Source organism: Nonomuraea sp. NPDC005730 (assembly GCF_040630865.1).
Classification (GTDB): domain Bacteria; phylum Actinomycetota; class Actinomycetes; order Streptosporangiales; family Streptosporangiaceae; genus Nonomuraea.
The window spans coordinates 83,673-103,519 of record NZ_JBEXYK010000004.1; the positions used below are offsets into that span (position 1 = coordinate 83,673).

The following is a 19,847-nucleotide window of genomic DNA, read 5'->3' on the forward strand; positions in this document are numbered from 1 at the left end:
TACCCCCGCTAGCACATCACCAGCGTCTGCACATCCAGGAGGGAAGCCGGGTGCCTGCCGCGGTGGACTCTCGAACGTTCTCATCGCCGTCTCCACGAGAAGATGCTTGAAAGCAGTCTCTTGAGCCCGGGGAATACCAGGACGAGTCCCAGCGAGAAAACCCCCGACAGTGCAACCGTTTTCCACAGTGACGGGTAGTCGTTGTCGGCCAGCCCTTGCCACATAGCAATCCCAACCGTGATGGGAAGGCCCACGGCTGTAAGCAATCCTAGGATCGCATTGGTAGTCTCGCTCGCTGCGGCCTGGACTTGGCGGGAGAACTCTCCGAGATCCCGTGTCAGCCGATCCATTTCCGCTTGCAGCCCGAATTGATCCTGGCAGGCAGCCAAAATCACGTCAATGGCTTCTCGTCGGCCAAAATGGGCAGACCAATAAGTACGGCGAAAGCTGAGAAGGTCCCGTTCCAGGCGGGCGACCTCGTCGCGCTTGGGTTCATGACGCCCGGTCCTAGCTACCGCACCACCGATCGCCTCAAGAAAGATCCGCTGCAAGCATGCGAGCGCGACGGCATCAGCGTAGAGGGTGCGCAAGTGGTAGGTAGTCCCGTCGTAGAAGTTGGTGGGTGTGTCACGGCCCGGGTCCCGGGTAGTACCGACCAGTGATAGACCTCTATGAGAAACGATGCCACGAACTTTCGACGACATGCGAATGCGCAAGGCGCGGAGGTCGTCGATATTCTCGGCGTCCGGCAGATAGCGGGCGGAGTAGTAGAGACTCCAGAGCCACTGTTCCTCAAGTTGCCAATCGGCGTATTCCTGTCGAGGGAAAAGTCGTGGCAGCCGATTAGCTGCAGTGATCAGGGTGCATGCGAGAGCTTCACGCGTCGAGGCAGAGACGGTAGTCCCTTCGGGCAGTTGACGACTAATCCATTCTCGCTGCGCTCGTCCATGACTCGGATCGATGTTACAGGTTCTGTGCAGCGCCCTTGGAACCCTCTCGCCATTCTGAACAGGCAAGGTGCCGTGTAGCAACGCGACACCGTTCGCTTTTTGGCTGTCGACTCTGCCTGCTGCTCTGAGCGCGTCTGGCGTGAGTCGAACGACTTCCACTCCGGAAAGCACGAAGTCGGTCTTCGGCATGGCCAAGTCGCTGACTTCATGATGCCAGCGCACAGTGTTTGCCCAGAGGAGTGGCAACAGTCCATCGGAGGTATATGATCGACGACTTTCCGCCGTCGCGGCGAGTTCGTCGCGACGGCCGATCCGCCAGCGTAAGGCTAGAGGCCCCGCCTCAAACGGTTCCTTTGGCCCCGAAGGGATAACGACGGGCACTACTAGCACGACATCGCAGCGTGCTAGAGCCGGCATGTCGCGCCGGCCCAGCTTCTTCACCATCCCGGCCGCAGCTCGTATGACCACCGGCAATCGCGCATTCACGTGATCTGCTGTAGCACGGATCGGATCAAAGCGTCACGCTCTGCGGGTGCAACACGCGTGAAGTCCTCTCGGGATGGGCCGCCGTCCCTCGCAATCAGCACCCGGGCGACGGGCTTGACATGCCTATCCCGTGCCACGAAGGTCACCGTTCCGGCCGCTGCGGCTACTCTGTGCAGTTCCGTCGGTTCCTGTGAGTATTGCTCGCCGCGGCTCAAGGTCACACGAGCCCGCACGACCGGCACTACAGCGGAGCCGCCGGCGGGCTCAAGCGCGAAGGTGGCGCCGTCTGAACTGTATGTTGCTATGTGAGCGCCGCGCATATCGCTCATGCCGCTCACGCAGGGTTCGAGATTATATGTGGTGTTAACAAGACGGCCTGCTAGAACAATCGAAGTAAATCCCCAGCGGTGATCGTGTATCTGTGAATCCGATGCAGAATTCTCCCATACGTGAAGAAATAACCGCTTTTTGTCGGCGCTCGCTGGCAATGGAATTTTCGTGAATCCGTTGGGGTGACGTATCGCGGGTGCTTGTGCGCTCTGGCTGAGGGCGGCCTGCATGACGAAGCGAGCTTGGGCGAAATCGTCGTCAGTTCTGAGGCGCTCATCCTTCATCGTGGATCCGTAGAGACGCGTGCTGGCTCATCTGGGCCAGACTCGCACCAATGCATGATTCCTCCTCATTGTTTTGGCCGCGATGCCGAAACGGGATGCCGACCGTGTAACGGTGCGTCGACTAATCGAATCGTTGCACAGCGTCGCTGACGTGCTAGTGCCAAGTTCAAATCATTGAGTGCGGCCACGCCAATTTCCCGGGACCCTGGTTCCAGGATTCGGTTGCTTATGGGCGGCGCGACGTCTGGGCAGACGCCGGGAAAAGTGGTGTACTTGTGTTAGTTGATCGAGGATTGGGAATCAAGAAACCGAGTGATCTTGTCTGATGAAATGGCGGTGTACTGTTCGCTGCCACGGTTGCTGCGGGCATAGATCAAGTCTCCAACGATGTGTGTGGCCCTGTCCAGAACGTATGAACACAACTTGTCGGCGCAACACAGCGGTCACTTGGTGGCGTCCCATATGCGTCGCATTGCTTCGCCCTGCTGGCCGTGGATGCACTTGGCGTAGACGCGTAGCAAGACGTTGACGCTGTGGCCAGCCCATTCAGCAACTTGAGGCGCGGGAACGCCTGCGTTGAGCCAGGTGGACACGCATGCGTGGCGTAGGTCGTAGGGGACAAGCATGAGAGGCGACATGGCCTCTGCCGGGGCGAATGCGTTAGTGCGTGCCTCGTGGAAGACTTTCAGGTAGGCACGATCCGTCATGAGGCCGCCTCGAGGACCGATGAAAATGCGGTTGTCGGGGCCGGTGCCGAACTCGCGGATGTGCTCACGGAGCATCGCGCCGAGTTCTGGGTGGATGGGTACGGCGCGGGTCTCGCCGTCTGCTCGGTGCTTGAGTGAGCGGCGCTCGCGAACCTTGCCGCTGTTGGTCCAGCGGCTGCCGGCGCGCGGTTCGGCGTGAGTGAGGCGCATCTCGCCCCAGCCCTCCTCCGGAAGGCTGACGAGGTGCTCCTGGCGTAGGTCGACTACCTCTTCCGGCCGGAGGGCGGCGAAGTACATGCAGCCGAAGAACGCCTTCATGCGCTGGCCTCGTGCGCCTTGGCGATGGACGGCAGCTAGGAAGCGTCGGGCCTGTTCGACGTTGATCACGACTCGTGGGTCAACGCTGGTGAGTGTGCGCGGCTTCGTCCACTTCACTGCCTTGAGTGGGTTGGAGGACAGAGTGCCGATCTCTACGGCGTACTCCATGGCGTTGTTCAGGCTCATGCGCTTGCGGTTCGCCGTGTTGGCGGCAGCGGTCTGACCGTCTCTCGTCTGGCTGATCCGGTCGAGCATGCCGCGTGTGAGGAGGGCGCCCTTGCCCGGTTCCTCGAAGGCTGTCATGGGCACTGTGTTGGCTTCGAGCCAGCGCAGTGTCGCTGCCAGCTCGGCCGGCGGCTCTGCGGCGCCCCGTAGGCGCTCGCTGTAGGCCCAGCGGAGGGCGGCGCGTTGGGTGTCGGTATCTGGTCCGCCGTTCTGCTTGGTCAGGAGGGCCTCTGTGGCGTCGGTGAGGGCCTCGGCGATGCCTCGGCGGTGGTTCGGTGCGGCGTAACGCCACTTGGCTTCGACGTAGGAGAGCGTGAAGGTGAACCACGTGAGAGCGGTCTCTTCGCGCTGCCAGGAGATGGGGCGTCCTGTGGCGACGCTGAACGCCTCGCCTTGCCGGGCGGCGGTCATGAGTTGGGCGCGGAAGCTCTCGGCGTGGGCCAGGGTGCGGAAGGGCTCCTTCCACTCGCGACCGTCCACGATCCAGCGGACGGTGTGGGTGGTGACCCTGGTGCCCTTGTATGTCTTGATCGCCCAGAAGCGGACGCTGAAGGTGGTCTTCCCCATCAGGCGGCGTCCTCTCGTTCGGTGAGCCAGCGGTCGAGTTCGGAGCGGCGGATGCGTAGTTCGCGGTTGGCGAGGGTGATGCAGCGGGGGCCCTGCTTCTTGGCGCGCCAGTCGTAGAAGGTGGAGCGGGCGATCTTGAGTTCGGCGCAGACCTCGGCGACGGTGAGCTTTTCGTCGGTGCGGGTTGTTGTCTTCAAGGGCGGTTCCTTCTCAAGCTGCTTGCTGGTGGAGGCTTGGGTGGACGGCGTAGGCCGGTGATGGGCGGCGGCCGGGGCCCGTCCTGGGTGGTTCGGGCTCGCGGCGGATCCAGCCGAGCTGCTCCAGAAGGTCGAGCGGAGTCTCCAGCTCGGCGACCTTGCGGAAGCGGTTGCGTGGTAGGGCGGTGAAGGCTTCGCGGACGGTGAAGCGCTGCGGGTTGGTGCGCTGCAGCCAGGCGTGCACGACGCGGGCGGCTTCGAGGTCGGGGTCGGCGCCCATGGCGTCGAAGGTGGCCAGGGCGTGGGCGATGAAGTACTGGCCGATGGTGATGGCGGCGTTGACGGTGTCGGCGGTGATTGGGTGGCGCCAGCCGTCTTCGACGCGGCCGGCCAGGTGGATGAGGCCAGCGATGCGCATGACGGCGCCGTCGAACTTGCCTGCCCAGTCGGTGATGTGGCCGAGGTCGCCGGAGTCCGGGCGCAGACGGCGTTCGGTGCTTCGGCGGTGTTCGGTGAAGATCTCGGCAGCTTCTGGTGACAGGACGAGTTGGGCGGGGTCGTGCCAGTCGTGCATGTCGATGGTGAGGCGTTGCAGGTTGGCGTCGTAGCGGGCGGCGATGTGGTCCGGGACGGTGGGTGCGTCGACGTTGCGGTAGCCGACGTTGCTTTTCGGGAGGCTGTAGAGGATGCGGCCGAGTAGGCCCTTGCCGCGGAAGCCGGGCATGGTGGCGATGTCGGAGACGATCTCGGGTTGGACGGCCAGGCCCATGGTCAGGACGGCTTGGTCGACGCGTTCGCTGCGGCCTCGGCGGTCGATGATGAGTGGGTCTCCGGCGTGGCCTTTGAGGAACAGGTCCAGGTTGGGTGTGCCGGAGTAGCGGCCGGCGAGGGTGGCGAAGATGCCGCCCTCGGCGGACAGGACGGCGAGACGTCCGCCCTGCTCCACGAGGATGGTGGAGGCGGACTCGGGCGTGACGTCGTCGGCCATCAGCCGTGGCTTGACCGGGATCTTGATCTCTTCCACGGCCAGGGCTGCGCTCTGGGCCTCCGCGATCGCCTCGGCGGCGGATTCGCCGCGTGCCGAGCTGGCCGCGCGGGCGGCCTTCTCGGCGAGGTCCTCGGCCAGGCGACGCGCGACTTCAGCCTCGGTGATCTGCGGACCGATACGGCTGAGCAGGGCACGTTCCGCTTGGACGAGCGGGCTCGTCATGGCGCGGAACACGGCGGACTTGCGTGACCCGGGTGGCATGGCGACCAGGACGAACAGGTTCACCGGCTCGACCCATGAGCCGCGGACGTTGACCACTGCCCGTCCGCCGGCCGCGGTGGACAGCGCGGCCAGGGCGACGCAGCCTGCCAGGTCGAGCGGTGTCTGTGTCTCCTCTGCTACGGCGCTGACGTGGTCGGCGACCCAGCCGGGAAGGGCGTGTACTGGGAAGGTCGGGAGGTCGCCGCGCTGGCCGAGTGGCGCGGGCGGCTCCCAAGCCGCGGGTGCATTGTGCAGTTCGCTGAGCTGCTTTGCGGCACCGAGGTTGCTCAGGATGGTTTCGGCGGTGGGGCGTCCGTTGGTGGTCAAGCGGCTGCCCTCCTTGGACGGCGTAGGCCGCTGTCGAGCCCGGAGCGGATGGTGTTGAACGCCTCGCGGAAGTCGAGCCCGATGGCCTCGGCTGCGTTGTGCAGGCACGCCTCGGCGAGGTTGCGTGGGAGCAGGCTGGCCGCGATGAGCTGGCCCAGAGCGAATGCCGCTAGGTTGAGGGTGTCGTTGCGGATGCCGGGGACGGCGTCCAGGACTCGTTCGACCTCGCCGCGCAGTGCCGCCAGGGCGTACCCGGCTGCCCGGTCCCCGCCGCAGGCGGCCAGCACTGCCCCCGCAGACGCGCTGGACGTGGGCGGCGGGGGAGGACTGAGACGCTCGGTCAGCCAGGCTGGAAGCGTGGCCGGAGTTGGGTCGTGCAGGACGTCGTAGGAGCCGCTGCCGTCCCGTTGGGTGACGTGGCTGCCGGGGGCGACGACGTAGCCGCCGTGAGCTCGGGTGTCGATCTTCCAGCCGAGCCTGCCGGCGGTGTTCCGGAGGTCGGTGTCGGCCGGGGTGGTGAAGTAGAGGTGGGTGCCGCCGCGTCGGGTGCGGACCGTGAAGGTCTCCAGTGGCAGCGGTTGGCCGGCCTGCTCGCAGAGCGAGGCCAGGACGTCGGCGCCGTCGTTGATGCCGGGGCGCGCCCAGTTGGATGGCGGGTGCTCGTCGGGCTTTGGTACGTCCAGGTCGAGCACCACCAGACCGGACGGGCCGCAGGCGATGCCGATGTTGAACGGGCCGCGGGCCCACATGTGGCGGATGAGGGCGGTGTCGGTGGTGGCGTGCTGCTCCCAGGCGGTGAAGCCGGGCAGCGGGCGCTTGCCGTACGAGGTGAGCGGGAAGACGTGCCAGCCGCGGGCGGCGGCGGCCAAGGCGTAGCGGGTGAGGTCGCGCATGTGGGTCTCCTGAGAGGAGCAGGTGGGTGGCATCAGTGGTTGCCGTCGCGGTGGAGGCGGCGGGCGTAGAAGTAGAGTTGCCAGCCGAGGCGCGGGCGCTTGCCGGTGCCCTCGCAGGCGCGGCAGGTGCGGTTCTTGCCGCCGGGACGGCATCGGGTGCAGCGGCCCCAGGGCGACGCCAGGCACACGACGATGTAGCTGAGAGTGACGAAAGGTAGGCAGGCTGCTAGAAGGGTGATGACGCTGGCCATGAGGGCCTCCGGGGCCGATTTCAGGGTTTCCGCTGGTCAGGCTCTAGGTGCTAGAGCCCAGATAGAACACGGTTTCGGGCTCTAGGGGAGCCTCTAGACCTAGAGGGATGCGCCTCTAGGTCTAGAGGCGATCGGGCGAGCTACGACGCCTTGCCCTTGTCACGCAGGGTGATGGCCGTGGTGAGGTCGTCGCGGGCGATGCCGATGCGGTTGGCACCCTTGCCGCCGCCCTCCGGGCTGCCCCACACCTGCATGGTGCGGACGCCGTACGGCTTGAGCGCGGTGGTGAGCTGGGCGGTCTTCGCCCCGCCTTCCAGGGCCGCCCATGCGCCGTAGATGTCGGGCCGGAGTTCGGCCAGGCGATCCACGACGACCTCGTTCCAGACCTTGGCCTCGGACGACGGGACCACAGCGAGGATGTCGGCCAGCAGGTCGAAGGTCGGCGCGGCCGGCTCGGGCGTCTCGCCGAGGGCGTAGCCGGTGAGCGTGCCTGCCGTCTTGCGCAGTGCGTAGGCGCGGTCGGCGATGAGCTGGGTTTCCGGGGTGTTGAGGTAGGCGGCCTTGACGACCTTGGGCATCGGTGTCGCGCCGACCAGGTAGCCGGTGCCCGCGTCCTTCTCCGGGACGAAGACGGTGGCGCGGATGCCGTTCTTGTAGGCCGAGGTGCCGAGGATCATGTCGTTCTCAAGCTGGCCGGCCACCCGCAGGCAGAAGCGGATGGAGACGTTCGCGGAGATGCCGGTGGGCAGGCTGTCGCGGTCCGGGCGCTGGGTGGCCAGGATCAGGACGACGCCCAGGGCGCGGCCGAGCTTGATGATGAACTCGGCGTCATCGCCTGCCCTGTCGCCGTACTCGGGGTGGGCGAACAGGTTCTGGCACTCGTCGATGATGCAGACCAGCGGATGCAGGCCCAGTGAGCGCTTGTCGGCGATCTGCCGGGTGACGCGCTTGTCCGGGCACAGGTCCGCGGGCAGGGCCTTGAGCGCGGCCGAGCGGCGCATGACCTCCTTGCGCAGCAGGGTCAGGGAGTCGGCGGCGTAGGCGATGGCCTCGTCCTCGATGCCGGAGACGTAGCGGTGGCAGACCTTGTCGTACGGGTCCAGGTCGCCGGTGCCCTTGAGCTCGTGGAACCACGCCTCGACCGTGGGATCGAGCACGATTCCGGCGGCCAGCTCGCGGATGGACGAGGTCTTGCCCTGGCCGGGCTGGGAGCCGATCAGCACGTTGTGCTGGATGAGCGGCACGGTGACCAGGCGTCCGCGCGGGTCGTTGCCGAAGGGGATGCCCTTGAACACGTCGTGCGAGCCGGCCCGCTTGAGCGGGGATCGCACGATGGTCTTGGACAGGTCCTTGTCGCCCACCCACAGGATCAGCCGTCCCTCGTGGACGGACGGGTCGCCCTCCGGCCAGATGCAGCCGAGCGGGCGGCGCAATGCGCCGGACAGTTGCTTCCGCCTGTCCAGCACGTCGGCCACGGTCACGCCGTACGGCAGGTCGATGTCGGCGCGCCAGCCGGGGCCGTCGCGGGTGATCGGGGCGACGAAACGGATGGCCTCCTTGGGGTTCTTCGACAGGGCCTGCGTGATGCCGGCGATGCCGAGCACGCTCAGCGCGCGGACCACGATGTCACTGGTCAGCTTCTCCACCTCGGACGCCATGACGGCCCGGTTGATGAGCGGCCGGTCGGCGGGCTTGCCGAGGAGGCCCAGCACGGCCATGGTCACGGCGAGCGCTCCCCAGCGGGCGGCGGACGGCTCGTTGGCCGCGACGATGGCCAGGACCAGCAGCGCGATCAGGATCGTCCCGGTGATCCAGACCCGCAGCCGAACACGTGAGTCTCGTTGCCTGCTCAGCTTCAGGTACCCCTCGTAGTCGGATTTGCGGACGGCCGCCACGCGTGCGGGCTCGCCCTCCAGGTCGAACGTCCACCGCGCCATGCCGTTCACGAGGCGGACGAAGCCGCGCGGGGCGCGGACGGTCAGCCGTCCGGCGTAGAGCGGGGCGCGGAGGGTCTGGTAGCAGGCGACGTGCAGGTAGTGGAGGCTCGCCCAGCGGATGGTCTCGACGGCCTCGGAGCGGGAGCGCAGCCACAGCGGGATGATCGGCTGTCGGGTGGTCGCCTTGCGTTCCAGGCTCGCCCGCCAGTCGGTCCGGGACGGACCGGGCTGGTCCACTCGGACGATCTCGCCGTCAAGGACCGGTCCGTCCGCGTCGTTCTGCGCGGGCTTATTCGGGTCCGATTGGGAGCGGTCGGAGTGGCGTCCGGACCGGGCGGCGTCGAGGTCGACGATGTCCGCGCCCTTGCCGTCCTGGCGGTCCGGGGTCGGTTCGTCGGACCGGCCTGGAGTGTCGTCCTCGTCCGGGTGGTGGTTGGGGTCGTCCGGTCGGTGAGTCATGATGAAGGCACCTCTGCTGCCTGATGGGTGGTGGGGTCCCGGGGCGCGGTCGTTGTCTTGGCGGATGAGGCCGCGCCCCACGTGACGGTCAGGGACGATGTGCGGTCGGACCGCGATTCGTCCGGGCGGTCGGTGGGTCTGTGGTCAGCGGTCGGCGAGTGCGGTCCGTCCGCTTGGGCGATGTCGAGTTCGGTCGGCAGGGTCAGGGCGAGCAGTTCGGCCAGGAGCATGGCGGTGGCGGCTTCGTCGCGGTCGAAGAGGCGTCCGGGGTAGCCGGTGACGGTCCATCCGCCCGCGCCGAGTTCGGCGACGTTCAGGCACCGGTCGGAGCTGATCCGGGTGCCGGTGACGGTCAGGCTCATCAGGCGGCCTCACCTTCGGGTACGGGGCCTTCCGCTTTGAGCTGGGCCAGGAGCGCGCCGGCGCGGTCGGTCGAGATGCTTTGGCCGCGGTTGCGGATGGCGTCGCGGAGGCGGTCACGGGTGAGGGGCTCGCCCTGTGAGATCAGGTCGGCGGCGATATGCCGTCCCAGCGGCAAGAGGTCTCCTACGTTCGGTGACGTCGTGTTCTGGGGTCGCCTGGGGCCACGGCCGTGTCGCCTTGGAGCGGCCGGTGGTAGAGCGGTGCTGGGAGCCTCCAGTTCCGGGAGTGTCGCGACCGGCAGTTGCATGTGCCTGGGTGTGAGTTCGCCGAGGCGGTACAGCGCTCGCTCGCGACGGGTGGCCTTCCACCGCCACAGCAGGCCGTACCGGTCCTGAAGCTCCGTGCGGGCCAGGATGCGTTCACGTTCCCTGCCGAGAGCCTCCGGGTAGCTGCGGATCTCCCAGAGCACCATGCGGCGCCAGAGGGAGACCGTCGCCAGCGGGGCGAGCAGCCAGCGTGAGCGGCGGATGCCGTCCATGTGGTCCGGCCTGGCCAGCTCGGCGTGCTTGCGGACGACGTGGGCGCCGACCTCGATGGCGATGACCCACAAGAGCGGCAGCAGGGCGTGCGCGACGACGGCGAACCAGTCCGTCGGTCCTGGCGTGGTGAGGTAGGCCGCGACGTTGAGGTAGACCGTCGCGGCCGTCAGGGCCCACGGGATGAAGCGGAGCCAGCCCAGGCGCATGCCGAGGCGGGCAAGGACGATGTCGAGCGCCGAGAACGCCGCGATCCCCAGGTCGATGCCGAGTGGAACGGTCCAGGCGAACCATCCGAAGGAGGGCTCGGCCGCCGTGGCGACGCGCTCGAAGCTGTTGACGAAGCCCAGGAGTCCGAGGGCGCCGGTGACGGCTGCGGTGGTGGAGATGGCGGTACGTTCGCCCTCGGTCAACGGGCGAGGCGTGGCCTCGTAGGCGGTCATCGTGTGTCCTTCCTTTGGGTGGATCGTGGGCGGCGTTCGCGGGTGGGGCGTCCGCTGCGGCTCATGCCGCGCTTGCGGTCGGCCTCCAGCCATCCGTCGCGTCCGGCTTCCGGCTGGTAGAGGCTCGGGAGCTTCTCGCCGTGGATGGTGACGCCGGGACGCCCGGAGGTGTCGAGGGTGCGGCGGCTCACGCGGCCACCTCCTCAGCGCAGTCGAGGCACACGCCGAGGTGGCGCGGCAGCACGTAGCCGACGTCGCTCAGGCACTCGGGGCACGTCCGGCTGGTCTTGAAGATGTCGGTACGTCGGCGCGGGCTCGGGGTGCGCTTCGGCAGGGCGAACCGCACGTCGTACAGGGAAACGGTCCGAACGCGAGGCGGGCCGGGACGCCGGCCGCGCCACAGGGCCTGGGCCTGTGCGCCTTGAGGGCCAGGGCGTAGTCCCTGGGCGGCGAGCTGGTGGAGCGTGAGCATGTGCGGCGGGACCAGGTGCCGTGGGTAGGTGGGGATGCCGTACCGGGCCCCGGACGGGTCCCAGAAGCGGGTGCGGATGCGGCTGGCCATTCAGGCCACCTCCATGTCTGCCAGGTCGGTGGTGCAGGTGGTCAGGGCGGCGGCCGGCAGGCCGGCCCAGATGCCCGAGGTGGGGCGGGTGCGCCTCGCGTACTGCTCGCACAGCGACAGGGCGGGGCAGGTGGCGCAGACCTCGCGGGCGACGGCCTCGCGGGCGGCGCGCTCCTCGGTGCTCTCGATGGTGAGCCGCGGTCCGGTGTGCAGTTCGGGGTCGTACGTGCACTCGGAGAGCGGCGCCCCGCCGTCGGCCTGCCAGGTGGCTTCGATCTCGGCGAGTGACATGCGGGCCGGGTGGATGGGGCGGTTCGGGTTCTGAGTCACGGCGTCTCTTTCTGCGATCACTTGTTGATGGTGTGGACGAACCGGGCGAAGGACTCCGAAGCGCTCATGACCAGGTGGGCGGCGGCCTTGACGATGGTCGCCGCGCCCTCCGGGTCCTTCAGGGCGTAGAGCGCGGCGCAGATCGTCAGGACGGTCGGGAGCACCTTGCGCGGACGGATGAGCATGACGAGACCTCTCGGTTCGAGGACCTGTCGAGCAAGTCCTAAGAGACATAGAACATGTATAGCTACGGAGAGTCAAGTGTGAGGGACTGGTTGTGTTGGAGTCCCGCGGTGCTTGGCTCGCCCGCTCTTGCTGACTCAAGCCTTCCTCGCTGGGTGCCGCCCCAACACTGTGCTCATGATCGGGACTGAATGCACAGGGGGTGCTTTTTGGGGGTGATTCAAGCCCTGAGCAGGAGAAACGCGGGCCGGTATTTCTCGGGAAAGCGGGCGTTTAAGGCCGTGTTCGCGCCATGATTGCCGAGGCGTGCACATGTGGAGGTGAAGATGTCTCGAATGCCCAATGTGGGGCTTGCTGATGCGATGCGGCGTGCCGATTGTTCTAATTCGGGACTTGCTTCACGAGTGCGACAGATTGCGCAAGAAGAGGGCATAACCCTGAGCTGTACGCACGTGGACGTCAAACGCTGGCTCGACGGCGTGAAGCCACGGCCTGCCACCGCGCGCTTCATCGCGGAAGCACTCAGCAGGAAGGCCGGGGTCACCTTCACGCTGGACGACATCGGGTTCGCCAGCGTCGTGACTCCGGAGACGCTGGAACGCACGCTGGCTCATGGCGGCGGCATCTCCGACGTGGGGAGTCGGCTGCTGGGCCTGACGCGGCGTGACCTCGCAGACGATCCCGTGGCGCTTCAGTCGGTGGTCGTCCCGGACGCCTGGAACGAGTCCCTCATTGCGTGGCTCCTGTCGCGGCCGGAACCGGTGCTGGTACGGGAGCACGCGCGCCCGTCTGTCGGCCCGTGGGACGTGCAGACCATTCGCGCCACCACAGAGCTGTTCGCCAGCATGGGTTTTCAATTCGGGGGCGGACATGCACGTTCAGCGCTCGTCCAGTATTACCACCGAGAAGTCGTTCCCATGCTCGACGGGAAATTCGAGGAGACGGTAGGGCGGGCGTTGTACGCGGCGGCGGCCGAAATCACGGAGTTGGTCGCGTGGACGGCGTACGACCTCGGCCGACACGGGCTCGCGCAACGCTATTTCCTGCAAGGACTGCGCCTCGCCCAGGTGTCCGGAGATCGCATGCTGGGCGGCCTGATCCTGGCCGACATGAGCCATCAGGCCAACTACCTAGGCCGCTACGACCAGGCCATTCAACTCGCGCGTGCGGCGCAGGAGGGCTGCCGTAACGCGTCCACCGCGACGCCCATGGCCCTGTTCTTCGCCATGGAAGCCCGCGCGCACGCCGGGAATGGCGATGAGGCCGCCTGTGCGCGAGCCCTGCTTGAGGCGGAGAAATGGTTCGCCAAGCGCAACGTGGACGATGACCCCTCGTGGGTCGGGTACTTCGACGCCGCCGAACTGGCCAGCGAGGGCGCGCATTGTTACCGCGACCTTCGCAAGCCGTTCCGGGCGATGGAGTTCGTCGGCCAGGCGGTCGGGCTCTGCGATCCGATGTACGTGCGGACCCTCGCCTTCGACCGGCTGGTCCAGGCGGCAAGCCACGTGCACATGGGCGACCCGTCGCAGGCCGCGGCCGTCGCGCTGGAGGCCATCGACCTCGCCGGGCCGCTCAAGTCGGAGCGCTATCTCCGGTATATCCGAGACCTACAAGCAGACCTGAAGGCGTACGCGGACGATGGTTTGGTGGCGGAGTTCAACGCCGTCGTCGCCCGGAAGTATTCGTCGGAGAGCGATTAGTGCGGTGACCGCTAACGTTCGCCGGGTTCAGTGACCTGCGGCCGGTCAGTCGTCGTTGACCAGCCACTGCCGTCCGTCGATCAGCTCCCGGACCGCGTCGAGCTGTCCGGCGTGCGTCGCAGTGTCGACGATCACGTGCATCAGCACTTCGCGCAAAGACCCCAGGCGCCATGACCCCGAACCGAACATCTTCGTCGGCCACCAGGCCGGCACGGCATCGATCGCCGTCGCCCCGATGACCATGTTCGACTGCTCGATCGTCCATCGATACCGCGCGAGCACGTCCGCACCGGAGAACTCCTCGGGGACCTTCCAACCGAACTCGCCGACCACGAGCGTGTCGATGATCTGGCGATCGGCGGTCATCGCGCCGCGAAACCAAAGCGCCTCGGACCAGGTCAAATGGTGCACCAGGTCGCGGGGCGACCAACCGGACGGCAGCACCACCTGGCGTAGTTGCTCCTCGCCAAGGCCGTCCAGGATGCCCAGGACGTGCTTGCGCTGCGAGTCCAGGTAGCCGACCAGTGTTTCGCGCTCCACGGCCTTGCCCTCCCCGCGATATTTGCCGACGTCAGACCATACAACAACGAGATCGGCAATCGCGTGGATCAACGTGAGCGCGGTCAAGCCGGTGCGTTGTCCACCCGGTGAACGTTCATGGTCACCGCATTAGCTGTCGTACCCGTGGCGAGGTGGCCGGCCGTATCTCCACAGGAGGTAGCCGAGCGGCAGCACGAGCACCAGCAGCCGAGCAGGGGCATCGCGGAGGCCGTCGAACTGGAGTTGATACAGCAGGCCGACGCGTAGGGATTCGTCCCCGGTGAGGAGCGGGGCGAGGGCCACCAGCCCGTACACCACCAGGGCGTCCATGACGGTCGTCAGCGCACGCCGCCCAGAGATCGGCATCGCCTGGGAGTGCGATGCGAGCAGCACCAGCAGGGCAGCCGCCAGCAGGCACAACTCCCAGAGTCCCCAGCCGCCGGACAGAGCCTCGAACCAGTCCGGGGTGAACATGGGCAGTGAGCCCGAGCAGATGCTGTCCCCCTGGTAGTCGGCCGAGAGCGGCCGAGCGAGCGCGATCAGCAGCAGCACCCAGGCGGCACGCGGTCCCGCCGTCGCCGAATGCCGCTGCATCAGGGCGACCAGCACGGCCAGCAGGGGCACGGCCCAGGTCGTCGCAAGTTCGGTGAGTGTGGCGAGGTCGTCGCGCAGCGGTAGGAACGGCGAGTGGTCGATCGCGTCGTACGGACGTACGCAGCTCACTACGCCCTCGGTGAAGCCTTCGTAGTGCAACTGCGCGAGGTACTGCTCGGGCACGTCGGCGGCCGTGAACAGGGAGGACCAGTCGAACCTGGTCTTCCAGGTGTCCCAGGTGGGGTAGGCCGCAGCGGCGAGGGCCGCCAGCCAGGCTAACGGGGCTGAGGGTGACACGTCAGGGGCTCCTTTTGCTTCTGGCGCACCCTATCGGTGATCTTGAGCGACGAGAGCTGAGGCTGCTGGAGAGGGGCATTGCATCCCTGCGACTGACAGCCGTCACAACATGTCGGATACGGCACGTGAGCCCCGGACATCGACCTTGATTTTCGAGTAAGTGGCACCCGTACTGTGCTCTGGCTAGGCGGTCATCTCCCGGTCCAGGACATCGACGTCAGAAAGCACGCCAGCGGCGAGGTGCGTCGGGATTCCGTAGCGAGTTCATGCGATTGCGGAACTCTCGGGCTATGGCCGCGTCTTCGTCGACGTTCTGCATGAGCCACGTCGTCATTTTCAGCTCATTGATGTCTCTGAGCACCGGGTAGCCTTCCCAGGCCAGAACATCGAATCCGTACCGCTCCGCGAACCGGTCATATTCGGTGCGCGTTCCCCAGCCGACGGTGTGCTCGATGGCCGTGACAGCGAGATCCGTCTCCGGTGGGCCGAACGCGAAGCGCTCGAAGTCGATGAGCAGGACCCTTCCGTCGACGGTTCGGATGAGATTCTCGTTGTGCGCGTCACCATGGACTGCGCACGGCGTGAGAGGGAAGGTCAGCTCGTCGTACGCGCTTTGCAGCTCGCATCGCCGTGTCAGCAGGAAGTCTCGATCCTCGTCGGTGAGGACGGACGCCGCATTGATGCGTTCAGAGATGCGGCTGAGGATGTCCATCGCCGGCAGCTCCAGGTCGGCGGGGACGGCCAGGCCGTGGAGCACGCGCAGGATGCCGGCCAGGTCGTCGAGGGTCGCATGCGAGCCGCTGTCGGGGATGAGGTGCCAGAGCGTTACCGGGTGGCCTCTGACGATGAGTGGTTGGTCGTGGGCCGTCGTTCTCGCCGCCGGTATCCCGGAGTCGTTCAGCCAGGCCGAGACGGCTACTTCCTTGTGTACGTCGTCCAGCACCTCGATGCTGCGCGCGATCCTCACGACCACCTGCTCGGCGGGGAGTGCGAACAGAGCGTTCTCGCCGAGGCGGATCAGGCGGGCGTCCTGGCTGGCCAGTCCTGCGCTCTCGCAGGTCTCGTGCAGGGTCGCCAGTGCTTCGGTGGTGGTGAAGGGGATCGAGGGCGTCTGGGATACGGTCACGTGTCACCTTCGGCTCGTGATTTGACGACGCGGCCCATGCCGGGCCTTTTCTCGATGACTCCTTCCGCTTCCAGCAGCGCGAAGGCGCGCCTGATAGTGATGCGGCCGACGCCGCGTTCCTGAGCGAGTGCGTTCTCTCCGGGCAGGACGGACCCCACAGCGAGCCTGCCTGTGGAGATGTCCTGCCGGAACTCGGCGGCGACCGCGTCGGCTCGGGTTTGCGCGTGCTCGGGGCCGCCGACGAACCAGCCCTTGCCGTGGACGGCTGTGATGAGCCGTTCGCCGGCCAGGAGTTGCAGCGCCTGGCGGGCCGTGCCCTTCGACACCCCGAACTCCTCCGCTGTTGCGGCCTCTCCGGGCAATTGCTGGCCAGGCACCAGCTCGCCGTTCTCGATGCGCCCTCGGAGCGTCTCGGCGATCGACTCGTACTGCGTCGTCGCTGCCCGCGGGGCTGTGGGGTCCTCGCTCTTCACGCGCCGGCCGCGGCCGGCCTCGCTGGCCACCAGCCCCGAGCGTTCCAGCTCGGCGACCGCCTGACGTACGGTCCCTCTCGCCACCCCGTATGTGCTGGCGAGGGTGGATTCGGAGGGCAGCATGGCACCGGCCGGCAGATCACCTTGGAGGATGCGATTGCGGATGTCGTCTGCAATTCGGACGTAGATACGGGCGTCCTTCGCCTTGCTCATCGCGCTCCCTCGCCGAGGCACAGTGTCTCTAGGGTAGGGCGGGGGACATGGCCGCTGGCGAAGCTTCGCGGACCATGTCCCTCTTGGTCTTTCCCTACGCGTGGCGAGGGGACGCCGTACGGAACCAGCTTGTCCACGCTGGTGGCAGGCGCCGATCTTGGCGGGCTTGCCGCGCAATCCGCAGAATCCTCTATCCCAGCATCCAAGCCCATGACCCCTCGCTGGCCATCGCGGCCACGGCGGCTCGCACTTTGCCGCGGAACACCGCAGATTGGATCAGCTCTCTTGTTCCAAGAGAGTTGCTCTGGTGGCGGTTCACGTGGCCTTGCCCGGCAGCGCCTGGCCACGCTTCTTGGGACGAGCAGCCATCCGAGCCCGAACCTTCCGCTTGTGCTCGTCCTCGTGAAGGATGAGCAGCGCCTCCCAGACGGACCGCGCGTGCCGGTACAGCCCTCTGGCCGTCTCCTCGTACTGGCCTGTAGAGGTGCGCCGGAGGATCAGGAACTGTCCGCCCTGGCAGGCCCACTCAAGAGCACCGCAACATGAGGTCTCCGTGATCCGGATGCGGTCCCTCGGAGGGCGCAGGTACGGCTCCCACTCAGGTACGGGCTCGTCAGAAGGCGGGGACATGCTCCGGTTCCCCTGCGCCGTATTGCCTCACGTACCGGTAGACCTTGCGACGGCTCCGCTGCCAGGTGCACCTGTAGGCGAGTTGCAGGGGCGAGTCGGCGACCAGCTCCCGCAGGACGCCGTAGGCGACCTCGCCGGCCGTCAGCTTGGGCAGCGGCCTCGCATGCCATTGACCCGCGTTGTCGCACCAGACGTAGAAGCGCCTGAACGCACCGCGCAGATCAAGCTCACATGCCTGCTCAAGCGTCGACGTCATGCCGGCCGCCCCTGCAGTTGGCGAGCCGGATAGATGTGCGGAGGTCCTGCAGCGTTCTCGACGTTGCCGATCAGTGTCGATTGCCAGGCCAAGGCCGCCGCGAGTGCGATCGCGTCCTCGCACCTGACGATGCGCATGACCCCCTCCGCCACCAACTCGACGGTCAGAGACCGGTTCGGCACGGCGGTCCACCACAGCCTCTCCGTGGAGTCGAGCTCCAGGGCGATGTCCCAGGCCGGATAGGTGCCGCGCAGTACGGAGAGCTGGCGGTCCCGCAAGTCCTGTATGAGCGCCGCCAGTGCAGAGGCTTGGCGAACGCTCTGAGCAGTGGCCCTCAGCAGCTCGTCCAGCCCGGCTTTGGTGTCGGCGTCTAGGTGATTCGTGTCCCAGTACACGAATCCATCACAACGCTGAGTAACGACGCGTAGACAGATGTGATTGGGGGACACTGGGGGCGGCGACCGTGTCCCCCAACTCGGTGGTGAGGTGCGACGGCATGCTGGAACAGGCCAGAACTCCCCGGTGGGCCGAACGCATTCGTGATGAGCGACGTCAGCGCGGCTGGTCACAGAAGCAACTGGCCAGACACCTGTTCCTGGCGGCGGGCGAGGAGATCGCCTTGCCCGAGTTCGAGTCGGTGGTCCGCAGGATCAAAGACCACGAAGCGGGCAACAGCCGCCCGAAGGACCCCTACCCCTTGCTGTACTGCCGCGTGTTCGGCATGGACGAGGCCGTCCTCTTCGACCGTGACGGCGAGTTGGTGGGGACGCTGCCGACCAGCGGTGACCTGATCGAGCACACAGCCTGGATCGAGCAGACCAACGTCGGCAACAGCACCATCGCCATGATTGACGAGACCCGTTACCACCTGACGCAGCGTCACACCCAGACCGCACCCGCGCCGCTACTCGCCGATGTACTGCGCCTGCACCGGCGAGTGCTGGGGCTCCTGCGGGGTGGCAAGCAGCGGCTCCACCAGACGCGTGAGCTGTTCCAGATCGACGCCGAACTCCTCGCCCACGCCTGCATCCTGCTGGGCGACCTGTACGACGACGAATCAGCCGTCGTCCACGGTGGAGCCGCCCTCCTGTCCGCCCAAGAGGCCGGCGCGAGCGAGGCGGCGGCATTGAGCGCCCAGGCTAAGACCGAGCGGTGGCGATGCCGGTACGCCGTCTCTGCCGACGCGGCCAGACGCGGCTACGAATGCAGCCCGCCCACGCCCCTCCGGGTGCTCCTCGCCAGCCAGGAGGCGAACGCCGCAAGCCTGCTCGGAGACTTCGACCGAGCCCGAGAGGCCCTTCACCGAGCGGACGAGGCAGCTGGCTCTGTGGCCAGCGACTCCGGCGTGACGCCCTGGTCGTGCCCAGCACCCAGGCGGGCACTGTACGCCCTGTCGGTGGCTCTCCAAGCGAGCGACCATGCCGCAGCACTGCAGGCGGCAGCGGCGGCCGACGACGCATGGGCCAACGGTGCTCCCTGGGTGGCCGGCACCTGGGCACAAGTCCGCTTCGGCGCCGGCATCGCGTACGTGATGCTGGAGGACCTGGACGCTGCCGCCGAACAGGTGACGCCAGCCCTGTCTCTGCCGCCCGAACAGCGACTGTCCACGATCACCAACTACCTGGTGCGGATGGATGCTCGATTGGCCGCCCCTCGGTTCCGCGGCTCGGATATGGTGACCACGCTGCGCGAACAGATCAAGACGTTCAACTCCGCTCGGGCTCTGCCCGCCCCTGTCGAGGAGGATGCGTGAGCCCGTTGCCAACGCGGATGGTGAACCGCTGGGAGAAGCGACGAGCGCTCATGCTGCCGCCAGGCCAGGGCCAGCTCTACTGGCACGTCCTCCTGGGAGAGGATCCCGAAGCGCAGGCCATCGTCCAAGAGGCTCACGACCGGCTGGCCGGCCTGCCCGGCCTCGACCTAGTGCCGCAGAAGTTCATCCACCTCACCACGTTGGTCGCCGGTTACTCGCACGAAATCACGGATCACCAGGTGAACGTGATGGCCGAGGAGGCCACGGCTCAACTTTCCCGGATCGCGCCCATCACTGTCTCGCTGGGGCGTGTGCTCTACCACCCAGAGGCGGTGGTCCTAGAGGCGCGGCCGACGGACCGTCTTAGGCCGCTGTTGGAAGCAGCTAAGTTCGCCACACGGGCGGCCACCGGCCGCGATGGCGCTCTTGCTCATGCAGCATGGGTACCGCACGTCACTGTTGCCTACAGCAGCGCTGATGGCCCGGCGGCCCCCATAATCGAAGCGCTCGGCAAGCAGCTTCCCGAGCGCCACATCACCATCAACAACATCCACATCGTGAACCAGGATGGGCCCGAGACGGTCTGGGACTGGCGTCCTCTGGCGCGAGTGCAACTCGGTACCTCGTGAGACGTTGGCACCGGCGGTGTGCGGCTGTCGAAACCGAGC

23 protein-coding genes are annotated in these 19,847 nt (G+C 66.9%); 3 read left to right on the plus strand and 20 right to left on the minus strand.

From position 1 onward, the window contains the following. Positions 1-80: 80 nt before the first annotated feature. The 14 genes from ABZ444_RS07815 to ABZ444_RS07880 form a co-directional block, all read right to left on the minus strand. Positions 81-1,394: a hypothetical protein gene (locus ABZ444_RS07815; RefSeq protein WP_357994118.1), complete on the minus strand. Its 1,314-nt coding sequence runs from the start codon at positions 1,392-1,394 to the stop codon at positions 81-83. Positions 1,395-1,432: 38 nt separating this feature from the next. Further along, entirely contained in the window at positions 1,433-2,050 is a 618-nt protein-coding gene (locus ABZ444_RS07820) for a hypothetical protein (RefSeq protein ID WP_357994120.1), read from the minus strand. A gap of 443 nt (positions 2,051-2,493) precedes the next feature. Continuing rightward, complete coding sequence (locus ABZ444_RS07825) at positions 2,494-3,867, minus strand: tyrosine-type recombinase/integrase (RefSeq protein WP_357994122.1); 1,374 nt, start codon at positions 3,865-3,867, stop codon at positions 2,494-2,496. Beyond that, positions 3,867-4,064: a helix-turn-helix domain-containing protein gene (locus ABZ444_RS07830; RefSeq protein ID WP_357994124.1), complete on the minus strand. Its 198-nt coding sequence runs from the start codon at positions 4,062-4,064 to the stop codon at positions 3,867-3,869. Before ABZ444_RS07830 ends, ABZ444_RS07825 begins: the two co-directional genes overlap by 1 nt. Before the next feature lie 13 nt (positions 4,065-4,077). Next, entirely contained in the window at positions 4,078-5,640 is a 1,563-nt protein-coding gene (locus ABZ444_RS07835; RefSeq protein ID WP_357994126.1) for a YfjI family protein, read from the minus strand. Continuing rightward, positions 5,637-6,533 (minus strand): bifunctional DNA primase/polymerase, encoded by an 897-nt coding sequence (locus ABZ444_RS07840; protein ID WP_357994128.1) that lies wholly within the window; start codon positions 6,531-6,533, stop codon positions 5,637-5,639. The genes ABZ444_RS07835 and ABZ444_RS07840 overlap by 4 nt, the downstream gene beginning before the upstream one ends. 32 nt (positions 6,534-6,565) lie before the next feature. Next, positions 6,566-6,784: a hypothetical protein gene (locus ABZ444_RS07845; protein ID WP_357994130.1), complete on the minus strand. Its 219-nt coding sequence runs from the start codon at positions 6,782-6,784 to the stop codon at positions 6,566-6,568. A 140-nt stretch (positions 6,785-6,924) separates the two neighbouring features. Continuing rightward, positions 6,925-9,180 (minus strand): cell division protein FtsK, encoded by a 2,256-nt coding sequence (locus tag ABZ444_RS07850; protein WP_357994132.1) that lies wholly within the window; start codon positions 9,178-9,180, stop codon positions 6,925-6,927. Then, on the minus strand, positions 9,177-9,542 hold the full coding sequence (locus ABZ444_RS07855) for a hypothetical protein (RefSeq protein ID WP_357994134.1): 366 nt from the start codon (positions 9,540-9,542) through the stop codon (positions 9,177-9,179). Before ABZ444_RS07855 ends, ABZ444_RS07850 begins: the two co-directional genes overlap by 4 nt. Then, the gene (locus ABZ444_RS07860; protein ID WP_357994135.1) at positions 9,542-10,522 is read right to left on the minus strand and encodes a DUF2637 domain-containing protein; all 981 of its coding nucleotides are present in this window, start codon (positions 10,520-10,522) and stop codon (positions 9,542-9,544) included. The genes ABZ444_RS07855 and ABZ444_RS07860 overlap by 1 nt, the downstream gene beginning before the upstream one ends. After that, positions 10,519-10,713, minus strand: a complete 195-nt coding sequence (locus ABZ444_RS07865; RefSeq protein ID WP_357994136.1) for a hypothetical protein — start codon at positions 10,711-10,713, stop codon at positions 10,519-10,521. Before ABZ444_RS07865 ends, ABZ444_RS07860 begins: the two co-directional genes overlap by 4 nt. Further along, the gene (locus tag ABZ444_RS07870) at positions 10,710-11,084 is read right to left on the minus strand and encodes an RRQRL motif-containing zinc-binding protein (RefSeq protein WP_357994138.1); all 375 of its coding nucleotides are present in this window, start codon (positions 11,082-11,084) and stop codon (positions 10,710-10,712) included. The genes ABZ444_RS07865 and ABZ444_RS07870 overlap by 4 nt, the downstream gene beginning before the upstream one ends. Beyond that, positions 11,085-11,414: a WhiB family transcriptional regulator gene (locus ABZ444_RS07875; RefSeq protein ID WP_357994140.1), complete on the minus strand. Its 330-nt coding sequence runs from the start codon at positions 11,412-11,414 to the stop codon at positions 11,085-11,087. It abuts the gene before it with no gap. A gap of 17 nt (positions 11,415-11,431) precedes the next feature. Further along, positions 11,432-11,599 (minus strand): hypothetical protein, encoded by a 168-nt coding sequence (locus tag ABZ444_RS07880; RefSeq protein ID WP_357994142.1) that lies wholly within the window; start codon positions 11,597-11,599, stop codon positions 11,432-11,434. 450 nt (positions 11,600-12,049) lie between these two features. Here ABZ444_RS07880 and ABZ444_RS07885 point away from each other — a divergent pair, with 450 nt between their 5' ends. After that, the gene (locus ABZ444_RS07885) at positions 12,050-13,297 is read left to right on the plus strand and encodes a hypothetical protein (RefSeq protein ID WP_357994144.1); all 1,248 of its coding nucleotides are present in this window, start codon (positions 12,050-12,052) and stop codon (positions 13,295-13,297) included. A gap of 45 nt (positions 13,298-13,342) precedes the next feature. On the opposite strand, the gene ABZ444_RS07890 is transcribed toward ABZ444_RS07885, so the two are convergent. The 6 genes from ABZ444_RS07890 to ABZ444_RS07915 form a co-directional block, all read right to left on the minus strand. Then, positions 13,343-13,924, minus strand: coding sequence for a DUF664 domain-containing protein (locus ABZ444_RS07890; RefSeq protein WP_357994146.1), 582 nt, complete (start codon positions 13,922-13,924; stop codon positions 13,343-13,345). 42 nt (positions 13,925-13,966) lie between these two features. After that, the gene (locus ABZ444_RS07895; RefSeq protein WP_357994148.1) at positions 13,967-14,728 is read right to left on the minus strand and encodes a hypothetical protein; all 762 of its coding nucleotides are present in this window, start codon (positions 14,726-14,728) and stop codon (positions 13,967-13,969) included. 217 nt (positions 14,729-14,945) lie between these two features. Beyond that, positions 14,946-15,854, minus strand: coding sequence for an aminoglycoside phosphotransferase family protein (locus tag ABZ444_RS07900; RefSeq protein WP_357994150.1), 909 nt, complete (start codon positions 15,852-15,854; stop codon positions 14,946-14,948). After that, positions 15,851-16,540, minus strand: a complete 690-nt coding sequence (locus ABZ444_RS07905) for a GntR family transcriptional regulator (RefSeq protein WP_357994152.1) — start codon at positions 16,538-16,540, stop codon at positions 15,851-15,853. Before ABZ444_RS07905 ends, ABZ444_RS07900 begins: the two co-directional genes overlap by 4 nt. 613 nt (positions 16,541-17,153) lie before the next feature. Next, positions 17,154-17,426 (minus strand): hypothetical protein, encoded by a 273-nt coding sequence (locus tag ABZ444_RS07910; RefSeq protein WP_357994154.1) that lies wholly within the window; start codon positions 17,424-17,426, stop codon positions 17,154-17,156. Continuing rightward, on the minus strand, positions 17,423-17,821 hold the full coding sequence (locus ABZ444_RS07915; protein WP_357994156.1) for a hypothetical protein: 399 nt from the start codon (positions 17,819-17,821) through the stop codon (positions 17,423-17,425). The genes ABZ444_RS07910 and ABZ444_RS07915 overlap by 4 nt, the downstream gene beginning before the upstream one ends. A gap of 101 nt (positions 17,822-17,922) precedes the next feature. Between ABZ444_RS07915 and ABZ444_RS07920 the strand changes: the two genes are divergently transcribed. Continuing rightward, entirely contained in the window at positions 17,923-19,179 is a 1,257-nt protein-coding gene (locus tag ABZ444_RS07920; protein WP_357994158.1) for a hypothetical protein, read from the plus strand. Beyond that, a complete protein-coding gene (locus tag ABZ444_RS07925; RefSeq protein WP_357994160.1) occupies positions 19,176-19,808 on the plus strand; it encodes a 2'-5' RNA ligase family protein in 633 nt (210 codons plus the stop codon). The genes ABZ444_RS07920 and ABZ444_RS07925 overlap by 4 nt, the downstream gene beginning before the upstream one ends. Positions 19,809-19,847 lie beyond the last annotated feature (39 nt).

Coding starts and splice junctions, on each gene's coding strand:
- ABZ444_RS07845 (WP_357994130.1), bottom strand. CDS start 6,784: ATGGCCAGCGTCATCACCCTTCTAGCAGCCTGCCTACCTTTCGTCACT.
- ABZ444_RS07815 (WP_357994118.1), bottom strand. CDS start 1,394: ATGGTGAAGAAGCTGGGCCGGCGCGACATGCCGGCTCTAGCACGCTGC.
- ABZ444_RS07820 (WP_357994120.1), bottom strand. CDS start 2,050: ATGAAGGATGAGCGCCTCAGAACTGACGACGATTTCGCCCAAGCTCGC.
- ABZ444_RS07855 (WP_357994134.1), bottom strand. CDS start 9,542: ATGAGCCTGACCGTCACCGGCACCCGGATCAGCTCCGACCGGTGCCTG.
- ABZ444_RS07880 (WP_357994142.1), bottom strand. CDS start 11,599: ATGCTCATCCGTCCGCGCAAGGTGCTCCCGACCGTCCTGACGATCTGC.
- ABZ444_RS07850 (WP_357994132.1), bottom strand. CDS start 9,180: ATGACTCACCGACCGGACGACCCCAACCACCACCCGGACGAGGACGAC.
- ABZ444_RS07840 (WP_357994128.1), bottom strand. CDS start 6,533: ATGCGCGACCTCACCCGCTACGCCTTGGCCGCCGCCGCCCGCGGCTGG.
- ABZ444_RS07860 (WP_357994135.1), bottom strand. CDS start 10,522: ATGACCGCCTACGAGGCCACGCCTCGCCCGTTGACCGAGGGCGAACGT.
- ABZ444_RS07905 (WP_357994152.1), bottom strand. CDS start 16,540: ATGAGCAAGGCGAAGGACGCCCGTATCTACGTCCGAATTGCAGACGAC.
- ABZ444_RS07870 (WP_357994138.1), bottom strand. CDS start 11,084: ATGGCCAGCCGCATCCGCACCCGCTTCTGGGACCCGTCCGGGGCCCGG.
- ABZ444_RS07825 (WP_357994122.1), bottom strand. CDS start 3,867: ATGGGGAAGACCACCTTCAGCGTCCGCTTCTGGGCGATCAAGACATAC.
- ABZ444_RS07910 (WP_357994154.1), bottom strand. CDS start 17,426: ATGACGTCGACGCTTGAGCAGGCATGTGAGCTTGATCTGCGCGGTGCG.
- ABZ444_RS07920 (WP_357994158.1), top strand. CDS start 17,923: ATGCTGGAACAGGCCAGAACTCCCCGGTGGGCCGAACGCATTCGTGAT.